A 12,822-nucleotide genomic window follows, 5' to 3' on the forward strand; every position below is an offset into this window, starting at 1 on the left:
AATCGAGAATTGATATAAGATAAGACCCATGCCGTTTTCATTGCCCGCAAATCTCCCGGTCGATCAGGCTACGCTGCCAATCTCTACTGAATATCGCTCTGTCTCAGAGCGCCTGGCAGATGGCAAGTCTCTGCGGCAGCTTCTCAAGCGGTCAGCCCAGGGCGACTACTTTTCGGCTGATTGCCGCGAAGACCCGATCGCCCTTCTAGAAGCGCAAGCCCAAACTCGCTTACCTGACCTCGTGCCGATTCGCTATGGGCGGATGTTGGCTTCTCCCTTTGCGTTTTTTCGGGGAGCCGCCGCGATTATGATTCGGGATATTGCTCCAGCACCCACAACGGGTTTGACGGTGCAAGCTTGTGGGGATGTTCACTTATCGAACTTTGGCGTATTTGCATCAGCAGAGCGCAACCTGATCTTTGGGATTAACGACTTTGACGAAACTTATCCAGGAGCCTGGGAGTGGGATCTAAAGCGGCTGGTGGCGAGTTTTGTGGTGGCAGGGCGATCGCTGGGAGCAGATTCGGTGCTGTGTGAGGAGGCGGTGCGGGCGGTTGTGCAGTCCTATCGGCAAAATTTGCGAATCTATGCTGAGATGGGTTATCTAGAACTCTGGTATGAAACGATTTCGGAAGATGAGTTGCTGCAAAAGCTACCTGACGAATTGCGCCAGAAAACCGACCGTTTGTTGACCAAAGCCCGTGAACGAACCAACTTGCAGACGTTAGATAAGATCACAGACTTGATCGACGAACAGCGCCGCATTGTGGAGTCGCCGCCTTTGATTGTGCGCCTGGAAACGACAAGCAGTGGGCGATCGCCCGTAGAAGCGATCGCCCTGCTAATGCAGGATTATATGACTTCTCTGAGTGGCGATCGCCGCTTTTTGCTCTCCCGCTATCGGCTGCTGGACGGGGTTCGCAAGGTCGTAGGGGTGGGCAGCGTCGGGACTCGATGTTCGGTTATCTATCTGGAGGGCGCAGACGACAACGATCCCCTGTTTCTGCAAATTAAGGAAGCCCAACCCTCGGTCTTAGCGCCTTATGTAGACCAAGACACGCGCTGTCAGCATCGCCTGCCCGACGGGCATCAGGGTCATCGGGTCGTCATCGGGCAGCGATTGATCCAGAGTGCCCCTGACATTTTTCTGGGCTGGGGAAGTCTGGATGGCGTTCATTACTATATTCGTCAGTTGCGCGATATGAAAGGCTCGCTCAAGCTCGAACCCGGTAAATTTTCTCCCTCAATGTTGCCAAATTATGGCGTGCTGTGCGGTTGGGCCCTCGCTCTGGCCCACGCGAAATCCGGCGATGCGGCAATGCTGGCAGGTTACATGGGCAAAAGCCCAGCATTGGACGACGCGCTGACTCGGTTTGCTCATGCCTATGCAGATCAAACGGAACGAGACTATGATCGGTTGGTGGCGGCGGCGCGACAGGGGCGGCTCCCAGTTGCCGAAGATGTTAATGTTTAACGCTTGAACTAATGCTTAAACTCATGCTTAGACTGATTAAGCTAGCATGATTTCTGATGAATCTTCGCCTGCGGAGGAGAAACTATCTCGTACCCATCGACTGAGAGATGAAGTGAGAGATGAAGTAAATAGACCAGATTAAAACCAGATCTCAAACCGCTGCGGGCGGCACAGGGCTTCGGTTTTATCTTGATTTATGCCCATCCATTTGATAGATGCTATGAAGTCTTTGCTCCAGTGGTTGCACGACCCGATCAAGCTCTGGCGATCGCCCCTTTCGCAGCGCATTATTTTGGGAATTTTTGCCAGCCTTGTGGCGATCGAAGGCATTTTGCTGGTGCCATCTGTGCAGCATCGCCGCGATGAACTATTAGAGCAAATTGAAGAAGTATCGACAGGTAAGGTACGCTGGATTATCACCACCTACCCGGCTGCATCGGGCGCAGAATTGGCCCAGCACTTGCAGCAATTGCAAACTGACCCAATGCTTCAGGGAGTTCTAGGCGGCGCAGTCTACGATGCCAGCGGAAGGCGCGTTGCAGGGTTTGGAGAACTGCCAGCGCTGACCATAGACGCAGCCCGCCAAAACCGCCGTCAATTTTTTAGCAGCAGTGCAGGACGCCGGTACGACATCGCCTGGACGACAACGGGCATCGGTGAGGGAATGTTGCCAGATTTAACCGAAAATCACTGGTTGGTGCTGCGACACAATGCCGATCAGACGCAGCACGCGCTGATGCTGTATATCCTGCGAATCGCGGGGTTGGTGCTGCTGATTGCGGCCTTCATTACGCTGGTGATGCTGCTGCTGTTGAGTCGGCTGCTGATCCAGCCAATCTTGACGCTGCGCCGCGATCTGGCGCTGGCGGGGGAGGCAGTGGCCGCCGATGAAGCCGCACCGCAGTTTACCTCGCTGCGCTATCAACGGTCGGACGAGCTTGGCGAAGTCATTGGCACGTTTGACAAAATGTATGGGCAGATTAGCAGGGCAATGGGCGATCGCAAGCAGGCAGAAGCAGCCCTGCGCCGCCATAACCAGGAAATGCAGGACTACATCGAACTGGTGAACCAAGTGACAGCGGCCGCTACTGCGGTCGATGAAGGCACATTTCAGCCCGAAAGCCTGAGCGCAGTGGCCGCGAGAGACGATCAACTGGGTCAACTGGCGCGAATGTTTCAAATGATGGCGGCTAGCGTGGAGCGCCGTGAGAGTCAGCTAAAGCAGCAAGTGATGGAACTCACTATTGAAATTGATCAGGCAAAACGGCAAAAGCAGGTGGCCCAAATTACCCAGAGCGACTATTTTCAGGAAATTCAAGATGATCTCAAAAATTTCCGACATGAGGACTTTTGGCAATCGTAAGTGACCCAGTGGAATCAGAATCTCCGTTCCTTCTGCTTGTAAAGAGGATGCCAGCAATCAGGTTCACCCGCAAGCCAAAGCGTTTCCTGCGGTTGCGATAACGTCCTGAAAAGATGCGGAAAATCTTGAAGCGACGAATCACATGCTCAACGCGCACCCGCAGTCGTGCTAAGACCCGATTATGCTGCTTCTCTGCGTCTGGTAAGGGTTGCTGGCGCTTCTTCTTGGTGGGTGTACAGGCTCCCGCATGGCGTTTGGCAAACCCCTGCTAGCCTCTGTCAGCTAAGCATAACTGGGAGGAGACAACCGGCAGGCGACTGCGCTTGAGCAGCTGGAAGTCATGGGTTCTGCCGGTGTCAATAGCGGTGCCAATTACCTGCCCAGTTTCAAACTCCACTGGCAGTTGGGCTTTCAGCATGTGGCATTGCTGCTTGCCGCTGTAGTAGCGCTTTTGTTTTTTGGGGACGTTCAATTTCCATCTCCCCTACATCCACCATCATGACTTTCCATTCCCAACCCGGTTGATAGAGCGGACGCTGACTCAGCAGTCGGAACCTACCGCCCTTGACCAACAGGTCTTCGACTTTGCGTACAATTCGCCCAACGGTGGTCTCGTGGATTCCCCAACTGACGGCAATATGAAACTGGCTGCGATACTCTCTCCAGTACTCCAACGCCACCAGCAGTTGGTCTTCCACACTGAGCTTGGCTTGTCCGCCCCGTTGCCCTTGACGATCTAGATGGGGGCCTAGATGGGGGCGCAACACCTCAACCATCTCGCTGAATGTCTCACGGCTGACCGACCCCGCACAAGCGCTTGAACTCGGGCTTCGATAGATGCGCTAATTCGCTGTATCGCATATCTGCTGCTAGAGTGGGTGTTTATTCAGAATCTATCTGGCTTGGCTGCGATCCTCAACTGTCACACCACGTTGCTATTCATGCAGGAGGTCTAATGGATAATTGACCCAATCGCCGAGACAAGGTGCTGTGGTCTGGCACAGGTAGGTCGATTCCCATCAACTCGAAAATCGATTCGAGCAAGCCTTGGCACTGCCGTCCCGCTAGACGATAAACGGCTTTGACGGTCGCCATTGTTTGGATGGCAAGATCGCTATAGAGGATACAGCATCTTCTTGCAGGGTGAGGCACACACAGTCCTGACTAGGAAAAGACTTCTCAACCATCTGCGTGCCTCACTAGCTTCAAAAACGCTGTAGACGCACCTGGTTTACCGCTTCAATCCTCAACAATCCATGACTCCAGCACGGACTCTTCGACCCAGACGGTGAGGCTTCCCCGTTGCTTTAATCCGGCGTTATACTCAGACCAGTTGCGGATGCGGTATTGAGATTTTATGGCATGTTGCGGTGTGGTAACTACAACCTACCATTCCGCTCCCCTCCGCAATCCCTCTTCATACAACAACGCCTTATGACTTCTGAAACTTACTCTCCACCCGTCAACGTGTTGCTTCAGCTTGGGGAAAAGCGCCTGCGCCTACATCACAAGTGGATAGACTATCCCCAGCAGTATGGGTTCACTGAGGCGGATATTCCTGAATTGACTCGAATGGCGATCGATCAGGAATTAAATTGGGCTGAGTCGGATAACCCAGAGTCTTGGGCACCTGTTCATGCGTGGCGGGCACTAGGGCAGCTCAAAGCCGAGGATGCAGTTGAGCCGCTGCTCTCAGTCTTCAGCGCTATGGAAAAGCATGACTGGTTCAATGAAGAAATGCCTGAAGTCTTTGCGCTGATTGGTTCGGCGGCTCTCTCTCCAACTCGGGATTTTTTAGAAAATCCAAAGAATCCTTTCTACTGCCGCTGGACAGCAGCTAACATCCTGGTCAAACTGGGTCAAACCCACCCGGAGCTGAGGGCAGCATGTGTGGCGGCTCTGGAAGCGACGCTTGAGCAGTATTCCAGCAACAGTCCAGAGATGAACGGGGTTTTGGTCAATAGCCTGCTGGATCTGGCATCTCGGGAGTCTGCGCCCATCATCGAGCAGGCCTATGCTGCGAAATGGGTAGACTTTTCGATATGTGGAGACTGGCTAGATGTGCAGCGTCACTTAGGCTTGCTCTCGCCAGCGGAAGTGTATGAGCGTCGGCATTGGGTTGATGCAGAACGGCTGAGGGTGAAAACGTCGAAGCTGCCTGCGTCTCCCTCTAAGGGGTTTGGTGCTGAAACTGCACAGAAGAAGCCGAAAAAGAAGAGTAAGTAAGCTAATTGTTGATTCCCTGCCCCGTGGCGATCGCCCCTCCCTGTCCTATTGGGTCAATATCACAGCGTTCATAGAAACAGCGCGATCGCCCCTGTGTTATAACCGTGACCGATGTGCGGGCGTAATGTATGACGCTGAAAGCTGTCGGAATAGTGACAGGTGTGGCGAGTGACAGGTGTGGCGGCCGACGCTCTATTTTGTCTCGGTCGCGCCCAAAAAGGAAACGCTGTGAATTCCCTAAATATTCGCAAATATTCGCTACACTTTGCTTTCAGGACTGACACACTTGCGAGCGGTTTGCTGAATTTTGGACGATTTCTCGCGGGTGCAGCCCACGAGAAATTATCCGCTACGGGAAATTATCCAACTGCATCAGTCCTAGTTTTCTAATCACGTTTGGGGCGATCGCCAATGATGGGTATTCAGGTCACTGATTTCGGGGCAAATCTTGCAGTTGGAACAGCGGAACCGCTGGAGCCAGCCGTGTATATCGTGGGCGCGGGGCCCGGCGATCCAGAACTGCTGACGTTGAAGGCCTATCGCCTGCTGTCCCAGGCAGACGTGATTCTGGTAGCCGATTCGCTGGTGCCGCAGCAGGTGTTGGGCTGTGTTCGTCCGGATGCAGAGATTGTGCGGACGGCCAACAAAACGCTGGAAGACATTTTGCCACTGATGGTGGCGCGAGTGCGATCGCACCAATCGGTCGTGCGGCTGCATTCCGGCGACCCCAGCCTCTACAGCGCCATCCACGAACAAATGCACCTGCTGGCAGCAGCGGACATTCCCTTTGAGGTGATTCCGGGCATCAGCGCGTTTCAGGCGGCGGCGGCACGGCTGAAGGTAGAACTGACGCTGCCCGGACTGGTGCAAACCATCATCCTGACGCGGATTAGCGGGCGCACCCAGGTTCCCGATGCCGAAAATCTGGCTTCTCTGGCAGCGCACAAAGCCAGCCTGTGCCTCTACCTCAGCGCTCGCCATGTAGAAGCCGCCCAGTCGCAACTCATGGAACACTATGCCGCCGATACGCCTGTGGCGATTTGCTTTCGGCTGGGCTGGCCCGATGAGCAAATCTGGCTTACGCCGCTCAGCCAGATGGCAGCAACCACGCAGGAAAAAGACCTGATTCGCACGACGCTATACGTGATTAGTCCAGCACTAGCGGCAGCAAGGGGTTCTGCGAAAAGATCTGAAACATCCGTGCGATCGCGCTTGTATAACCCAGAGCATGATCACCTATTCCGGCGATCGCCCTCCAGGAGAGCGATCCAGCCATAGTTCAGCTATCGTAAAGGGTCCGTAGAGCGTCGCGGGGAAAGGAGCAAGCTCAGGAACTCTCAGAACAATTCTCAGAATATTTACTTAAGCACTTTGAACTTTTCCGTAATTTCACAGAAAACCCAATACACTATTTTCAAAGACCAGTAGTGATCCTGAAGGGCAGGCGGTGCGCTCCGTCTGCTCTTTTCTTTTCTGTCGGGATTTAGCCTTCTCTGATGCAGCAAATGCTTCACAGGCGAGCTTATGATTTTGGATTTTGGATTTTGGATTTTGGATTTTGGATTTGCGATTTTAGATTGCCGGTCAGCGTCCGCTGGGCCTCCGCAATTTCGTCCATAGCGATCCTTTAAAAGGATGGACACTAGGCCGGCCGGGTCACCTAGAACAGCACCAAGTCGATGCTGGGTGAAAAGGTCAACCCCGGCTGAAGCTGTATCACCAGCGTTCCGTTAAACGTCAGCGCTCCAGTGGCGCTGCTATAGGCAAACTGGCTCGTCAGCATCGCCCCAGTGCCAAATTTAGAAATTTGGATTTTATCGCCTTCGGCGCGAGAAAAATCCTGAATCGTCGCCACGCCGTCGAAGCTGAAAAACGAGAAGGTGTCTGCGCCCGCGCCACCCGCCAGCGTGTCGTTGCCGCTGTTGCCGGATAGCACGTCATTTCCCTCGCCGCCGCTGAGGCTGTCGTTGCCCAGCCCGCCGGTCAGGGAGTCGTTGCCCGCGTTGCCCAGCAGCGTGTCGTCGCCGTCGCCGCCGCTGAGGGTATCATCGCCCTCTTGTCCCTCCAAGCGGTCGTTGCCATTGCCGCCAAAGATCTCGTCGTTGCCGCCGCCACCAAACAGCGTATCCTTGCCGTCGCCGCCAAAGATCAGGTCGGCATCCTCGCCGCCAAAAATCAGGTCGTTGCCGTCGCCGCCGCTGAGTTCCTGGTCATTGCCAAAGTTGACTTCCGTTGCACCGTCGGCCAGTCCGCCATAAATCGTGTCGTTGCCCGCGCCCCCCAGCAAGATATCCTTGCCATCGCCGCCGATCAGCAAATCTCGCCCCGCCATACCATCTATGATGTCGTTGCCTGGGCCGCCGTTGAGGGTGTCGTTGCCTGGGCCGCCGTTGAGGGTGTCGTTGCCTGCGCCCCCCAGCAAGTTATCTTTGCCCTCTTCGCCAAACAGCGAGTCATTGCCGCCACGACCGCGCAGGGTGTCATTGCCCTCCTGACCGCGCAGGGTGTCGCTGCCGCTTTTGCCGTCTATCGTGTCGTCGCCTTTGCCTGCAAAGATTGCGTCGTCGCCAGCAGACCCCCCGTAGCGATCGCTCTGTTTGCCCAACCGCACCGGCACCACTCCTGCATCCAGCAGAATAATCGTCACTTCCTGCGATGCGGCCCCTTCTGCCAGGCGGATGCTGAAGATCTGGCTGCCCGCAGCGGGTTCTCGAAACACGTAGGTCGATTTGGCAAAGCCCAAACCGTCGCTTTCCGACAGGGAGAACACCACCGAGTCAGTACCGTCGGGCACGCCGTCGTTAAATACTTCAAACGAAACGGGCCCGGCTTCAAACTCGAAGGGAATGCCGCCAGAGGCCGTGCCCACCACTGCCGGATCGAGCCAAGTGGGTAAGAAGTCGCTCTGATCCCACGACCGCTCATCGCCCCAGAAGGAAGACTGGTTGCGCTGCCGTCCTCTGCCCTTGGCTTTTTTCTTCATAGATCGAACCTCTTGTATGGGCTATTGGAGACGCGGGAGCTGGGGAGGGGGTTCCTGCATCCACCGGGTTTGAAATGAAACGTTAGAAATGGGCCGCCTGCAATAGGCATTCCACCTTCTGGACTGACAATGCTTTCTTCAATCCTAAAGAACCCTTTTGCGGAATCTTTGAACGCATAAAAAAGGGCAGAGCTAAACACACTCTGCCCCTTTGGATTACGCTTGAGGAACGATACTTGATTGATTAGATCAAGTAAATTACGCCATTAGCTCACCCGTTTCCTGCAAGGCGTGGAGGCGGTGATAGATGCCGCCGTGGGCGAGGAGTTCCGTATGGCTGCCCACTTCCACAATTTGACCCTGATCTAGCACCACGATCTGATCCGCTTCCCGCACCGTACTCAGGCGGTGGGCGATGATGATCGTCGTGCGCGTGCCCAGAATGTTTTGCATCGCCAACTGGATCGATCGCTCGGATTCGTAGTCCAGGCTGGAGGTGGCTTCGTCAAACACCAGCACGTCTGGGTTCATCAGCAGGGCGCGGGCAATGCCGAGGCGCTGTCGCTGACCGCCGGAGAGCCGCACGCCCCGCTCGCCGACGACCGTGAAATAACCCTGCGGCAGGGTTTTCACAAACTCATCGACGCGGGCAATGTCGCACGCTTCGGCGATCGCCTCTTGCGTAACGCAGGGGTTGCCGTAGGTGAGGTTGTCCATCAGCGTGCCGTTGAACACGTCCACTTCCTGGTGAACGATCGCCAGCCGTTTGCGATAGCCCGTGATGTCGAGCGATCGCACGTCCTGTCCGTCGATCAACACGCGCCCGCTGTGCGGCTCGAAATAGCGAAACAGCAGCTTCACCAGCGTTGATTTGCCAGAGCCAGAGCGACCCACCAGCGCCACCGTCTGGCGCGGCTCGATCAGCAGATTGATGTTTTCCAGCACCGGGCGATCGCGGTCATAGCCAAAGCTCAGGTTTTCAAAATGCACCTTACCCGTAAACTCGTAATGGCGCACCGCTTCTGGCGGGTCGAGCAAGTTTTGAGAATCTTGCCCGTCGGGCGTTTGCATGAACTCGTGAAAGCGGGTCATCGAGGCATAGCGGCGGGCAAACACCTCGGCCACCGTGCAGATCGGCTCCAGTTCTGCATAAGCCATGCTCGACACCGTGAGCGTGGTGACGAAATGCCCCAGCGAGATATTGCCCTGCACCGTCGCCCACAGCGTCAGCGCCAGCACCACAAACACCGACGACTCCACCACCAGCTTTTGCCACGCAAACAGGGTGACATAGCCCTTGTGAATCCGATAATCCACAACCTTGAATTCACGCTCGATTCGCTGTCGCTGCCGCTCTAGCTCCTTCGCCTCGGTGGCAAAGGCTTTCACGGTTTTGATGTTGGTGATGATTTCAGAGGTGCGGCTTTCGGTATTCTCCATGTATTCATCAAGCTGCTCCTCTTTTTTGATCAGCCGCCGCAGGTTGTGCAGCAGGAATGAGAGAATCAGCAGGAACGAGATCAGGAACAGAATCGCGATCCGCCATTCAATCAGCAAGATGACACCAAAAATCCCAAGGACGCGAACGATCTTGGGAATAAGCTGACCCGCAACTTCGGGATAGGTCCAGGTATGGTTGGCTAAGCCCCGCGCGACTCGCCCAGAGATGCGTCCCGGATTGTTTTCGTCATAAAACTCCAACGGTAAAGAGAGAATTTTGGCGATCGCCCGAATCGTGTGATCTCGACGTGATTTCAGCGCAATGTCCCAATGAAACCAGACCCCCACCCAGGCCTGAATCGGCGCACGAACCACCGTCACCAAAAAGATAATGCCCAGCAGCACGACCAGCGAGAGCGATCGCCCCGGCTCCCAGCCGCCAACTGCACCCACCCGCCCCACAAACTGCTGCAACGGCCCGTCGAGCGGCTGCCCAGACAGCGCATTCAGCAGTTGCCCGATGGCGTAGGGCACGGCCAGATCCACCACTTCAAACAGGCTGGTGGCGGTGATGCTGAATATCGTGAGGCCCCGATATCGTTTGTAGTAATTCAGAATGTCGCGAAGACCCTGTGAACTCGCCATAGCTGGAGACCTCCACCCAGATTGGCAGAAGGGCACACCCCAAAAAAGGAGGGGCGATCGCCCTTCTGCACTGATAGACTACAAATGTAGCATGAAATAATACAAGTTGTGCTACATTTCTCCATCCTTCTTGCAACCTCGCGGCAGAGACTCTAAAAAAATTGCACCCGAAACTGCATAAGCGATTTGGTCCGGGCTGATATATCCCTTTAGAGCAAGTAATTTGACTGGCTCTGGCGATCGCCCCCCCTTAAGCCAAGGTGCAATACTCATGAAAAAAGCGCTAATTCCCCTCGTAATGTCTCTCGGATCTCTATTAGTTCCGTTCGCATCTTCTGCGGTTGCTCAGGTTTTTGTGAATGGTCAACTGATGCAGGGTCAAAAGCTGACGCTGCTAGAAAGCTTGATGGGTTCTCGCATCTCCGCAGGGCGCTACTGGGTTGACCAAAACGGCAACTGGGGATACGAAGGCAGCTCAACTATCCGAGGCAACCTCCTGTCGCAGCAGTCGGGAAATGAGATCGCAATAAGGCGTATTACGAGAAGGCAAAGTGTGGAAATGATCGCTAAGCCATCTCAGAACAAATTTATTCCTAAAGTTAGCAACTGAACTGTGCCATTTCCCGCTGTGAAACTGAATGCTTTGAGCCGCTACGGCTCTGATTTTGCAGTGCGAATTCTACAGTCCGAATTCTGCATTGCGAAATGTAGAGCGATCGCCGTGTATCTGCCCTTGCGCCTTTGTTTACCCAAGCCCAGGCAAAAGACTGGTAAGGGGGTAAAACCCCCCTTGCTTTACGCCTCAATAAGGTATCAATTAAATAAGACTTACGCAGTTAAATGATTTTTTATGGGCTACGCCTGCGAAAAATCATTCAATATCCACAAATTTCGTTTCAACTGCATAAGTTCCGTTAGGGTCTTGATTTTGTATATTTCTGTTTCAAATTAGGTCGCAATCTTAAGCTGAGGTAAACAGAAACGCAAATTCTTGATTCATCCAAGATAATCGAACTGTGAGCGTGAGTTTTGCCCCCTACTCAGTCCTCAAATGTCATATACCAACTCTCCACCGGCACCTGTTACGGTCTTTTTCTCTTATTCACATAAAGATGAGCGATTGCGCGATAAGCTAGCGACGCACCTGTCCAATCTTCAGCGGCAAGATGTAATCAAGTCCTGGCACGACCGCAAAATTACTGCGGGAACTAATTGGGCTAAGGAAATTGACGACAACCTCGATGCAGCCGATATTATCTTGCTGCTGGTCAGTGCAGATTTTTTGAATTCTGACTATTGCTACGAAGTTGAGATGGAGCGGGCGATCGCCCGTCATAAAGCAGGTGAAGCACGAGTGATTCCCATCATTCTGCGTCCGGTCGATTGGAAAGGGGCGCTGTTTGGCGAATTTCAGGCGCTGCCCAAAAACGCAAGACCCGTCACTAAATGGAGCAACCAGGACGAGGCATTTGCCAACGTGGCGGAAGGCGTTCGTCAGGCAGCCCTGGAAATGGCAGAAGAACTGCGAAATAAGCCAGCTCGCTCACCTGCTGCCACATCCACACTATCTGCAAGCTCATCTGCTAAACCTAATTTATTAACTGCACTAAATTCCAGCTTTTTCACTGTCCCGCTTGAAACGGCAATGCCTATTTCAGAGGCAGTTCAGCCGCGCCCTTATGAAAATCCAGAAGGCGCAATTCGCGTTGGGTCTGAGTTCTATATTCGCTCGTCTTATGAGGAGCGCTGCTACGAAGAAATCCAGAAAGGTGGAGCGCTTATTCGCATTAAATCGCCGCGCAATATGGGCAAGTCTTCACTGATGCTGCGGGTGCTGGCCCATGCTGAGCAGTTGGGCTATCGCACAGTTTCACTGAACCTCGACGAGGCTAATAAAAAACTATTTGACGATCTGGATAAATACATCCAATGGTTTTGTGCATCGGTGGGCAAGCAGCTAGGGGTGCGAGTCAAAACAGAAGAGTATTGGGAAGATATTTTTGGGGCAAACGACAATTGCACGGATTACTTTAAAAAGTATCTGCTGGAAGAGAGCGATCGCCCCTTAGTCATTGCAATCGATAATTTCGATCAGGTGTTTAAATATCCTGATATCGAAACGGATTTTTGCGGGCTGCTGCGCGGCTGGCACGAGCGATCGCGCATCGATCCGCTCTGGGAAAACCTGCGATTCATCATCGTTTATTCGCTAGAACCTTATCTGCTAAAAGACATTAACCAGTCTCCATTTAATGTGGGGCTGCCAGTTGAACTGGGCGAGTTTTCTGCGGCACAGGTGAAGGAACTGGTCACGCTGCACAGGCTGAACTGGACAAATGCCACCATCGAGCAATTTATGGCGCTGGTCGGTGGACACCCCTACCTCGTGCGTTCAGCGCTGTATCACATTGCAATTGGCGATCAAACGCTAGACGATTTCTTTAGAACTGCGCCGACAGAAGCCGGAATCTACAAAAATCATCTGGTATCTCACCTGCGAGCCGTTGAGGCAAACCCTGCGCTCAAAGCTGCGATGAAAATGGTGGTGTCGTCTGCCGATCCTATCAGCCTCAACTCAGACGACAGCTTTAAGCTCGATAGCATGGGGTTAGTCATGCGGATTGATAATCAGGTGCGGCCCCGCTGTCAGCTCTATCGTCAATATTTTTGCGATCGCCTGGGAGCATAGCC

The 12,822-nt window shown here is 53.8% G+C and carries 10 protein-coding genes and 2 pseudogenes; 6 read left to right on the forward strand and 6 right to left on the reverse strand.

The features are described from left to right. Positions 1-28 precede the first annotated feature (28 nt). Positions 29-1,474 carry a DUF2252 domain-containing protein gene (locus O77CONTIG1_RS22540; protein WP_084782927.1) on the forward strand — a complete coding sequence of 482 codons (1,446 nt, stop codon included), beginning with the start codon at positions 29-31 and terminating at the stop codon, positions 1,472-1,474. Positions 1,475-1,694: 220 nt separating this feature from the next. Next, the gene (locus O77CONTIG1_RS22545) at positions 1,695-2,837 is read left to right on the forward strand and encodes a HAMP domain-containing protein (RefSeq protein WP_068515474.1); all 1,143 of its coding nucleotides are present in this window, start codon (positions 1,695-1,697) and stop codon (positions 2,835-2,837) included. Here the strand turns inward: O77CONTIG1_RS22545 and O77CONTIG1_RS28495 are convergent. The 4 genes and pseudogenes from O77CONTIG1_RS28495 to O77CONTIG1_RS28505 form a co-directional block, all read right to left on the reverse strand. Next, a pseudogene (locus O77CONTIG1_RS28495) lies at positions 2,800-3,018 on the reverse strand (hypothetical protein); the annotation flags it as partial. The gene O77CONTIG1_RS22545 and the pseudogene O77CONTIG1_RS28495 sit on opposite strands and share 38 nt — an antisense overlap. A gap of 87 nt (positions 3,019-3,105) precedes the next feature. Further along, a complete protein-coding gene (locus O77CONTIG1_RS28500) occupies positions 3,106-3,255 on the reverse strand; it encodes a hypothetical protein (protein ID WP_410503479.1) in 150 nt (49 codons plus the stop codon). Beyond that, positions 3,224-3,613, reverse strand: a complete 390-nt coding sequence (locus O77CONTIG1_RS25820; RefSeq protein ID WP_068515477.1) for a transposase family protein — start codon at positions 3,611-3,613, stop codon at positions 3,224-3,226. The genes O77CONTIG1_RS28500 and O77CONTIG1_RS25820 overlap by 32 nt, the downstream gene beginning before the upstream one ends. Positions 3,614-3,782: 169 nt before the next feature. Next, positions 3,783-4,196 (reverse strand): annotated as a pseudogene (locus O77CONTIG1_RS28505) (transposase); the annotation flags it as partial. A 3-nt stretch (positions 4,197-4,199) separates the two neighbouring features. Here O77CONTIG1_RS28505 and O77CONTIG1_RS22555 point away from each other — a divergent pair. Together O77CONTIG1_RS22555 and cobM are read left to right on the forward strand one after the other, a co-directional pair. Continuing rightward, positions 4,200-5,063 (forward strand): DUF1186 domain-containing protein, encoded by an 864-nt coding sequence (locus O77CONTIG1_RS22555; protein WP_156435601.1) that lies wholly within the window; start codon positions 4,200-4,202, stop codon positions 5,061-5,063. Between the two features lie 411 nt (positions 5,064-5,474). Beyond that, positions 5,475-6,341 (forward strand): precorrin-4 C(11)-methyltransferase, encoded by an 867-nt coding sequence (cobM, locus tag O77CONTIG1_RS22560; protein ID WP_286132466.1) that lies wholly within the window; start codon positions 5,475-5,477, stop codon positions 6,339-6,341. Between the two features lie 382 nt (positions 6,342-6,723). On the opposite strand, the gene O77CONTIG1_RS22565 is transcribed toward cobM, so the two are convergent. Together O77CONTIG1_RS22565 and O77CONTIG1_RS22570 are read right to left on the reverse strand one after the other, a co-directional pair. After that, a complete protein-coding gene (locus tag O77CONTIG1_RS22565) occupies positions 6,724-8,046 on the reverse strand; it encodes a calcium-binding protein (RefSeq protein ID WP_068515483.1) in 1,323 nt (440 codons plus the stop codon). Positions 8,047-8,304: 258 nt separating this feature from the next. Further along, positions 8,305-10,131, reverse strand: coding sequence for an ABC transporter ATP-binding protein (locus tag O77CONTIG1_RS22570; RefSeq protein WP_068515486.1), 1,827 nt, complete (start codon positions 10,129-10,131; stop codon positions 8,305-8,307). Between the two features lie 271 nt (positions 10,132-10,402). Between O77CONTIG1_RS22570 and O77CONTIG1_RS22575 the strand changes: the two genes are divergently transcribed. Together O77CONTIG1_RS22575 and O77CONTIG1_RS22580 are read left to right on the forward strand one after the other, a co-directional pair. Continuing rightward, entirely contained in the window at positions 10,403-10,741 is a 339-nt protein-coding gene (locus tag O77CONTIG1_RS22575; protein WP_068515488.1) for a hypothetical protein, read from the forward strand. A 510-nt stretch (positions 10,742-11,251) separates the two neighbouring features. Then, a complete protein-coding gene (locus O77CONTIG1_RS22580) occupies positions 11,252-12,820 on the forward strand; it encodes an AAA-like domain-containing protein (protein WP_286132467.1) in 1,569 nt (522 codons plus the stop codon). Positions 12,821-12,822 lie beyond the last annotated feature (2 nt).

The organism is Leptolyngbya sp. O-77, from assembly GCF_001548395.1.
Lineage (GTDB): Bacteria > Cyanobacteriota > Cyanobacteriia > Elainellales > Elainellaceae > Thermoleptolyngbya.

Excerpts from the sequence above, each read along its gene's own strand:
- O77CONTIG1_RS22540 (WP_084782927.1), top strand. The coding sequence starts at position 29 with ATGCCGTTTTCATTGCCCGCAAATCTCCCGGTCGATCAGGCTACGCTG.
- O77CONTIG1_RS22545 (WP_068515474.1), top strand. The coding sequence starts at position 1,695 with ATGAAGTCTTTGCTCCAGTGGTTGCACGACCCGATCAAGCTCTGGCGA.
- O77CONTIG1_RS28500 (WP_410503479.1), bottom strand. The coding sequence starts at position 3,255 with ATGCTGAAAGCCCAACTGCCAGTGGAGTTTGAAACTGGGCAGGTAATT.
- O77CONTIG1_RS25820 (WP_068515477.1), bottom strand. The coding sequence starts at position 3,613 with ATGGTTGAGGTGTTGCGCCCCCATCTAGGCCCCCATCTAGATCGTCAA.
- O77CONTIG1_RS22555 (WP_156435601.1), top strand. The coding sequence starts at position 4,200 with ATGTTGCGGTGTGGTAACTACAACCTACCATTCCGCTCCCCTCCGCAA.
- cobM (WP_286132466.1), top strand. The coding sequence starts at position 5,475 with ATGATGGGTATTCAGGTCACTGATTTCGGGGCAAATCTTGCAGTTGGA.
- O77CONTIG1_RS22565 (WP_068515483.1), bottom strand. The coding sequence starts at position 8,046 with ATGAAGAAAAAAGCCAAGGGCAGAGGACGGCAGCGCAACCAGTCTTCC.
- O77CONTIG1_RS22570 (WP_068515486.1), bottom strand. The coding sequence starts at position 10,131 with ATGGCGAGTTCACAGGGTCTTCGCGACATTCTGAATTACTACAAACGA.
- O77CONTIG1_RS22575 (WP_068515488.1), top strand. The coding sequence starts at position 10,403 with ATGAAAAAAGCGCTAATTCCCCTCGTAATGTCTCTCGGATCTCTATTA.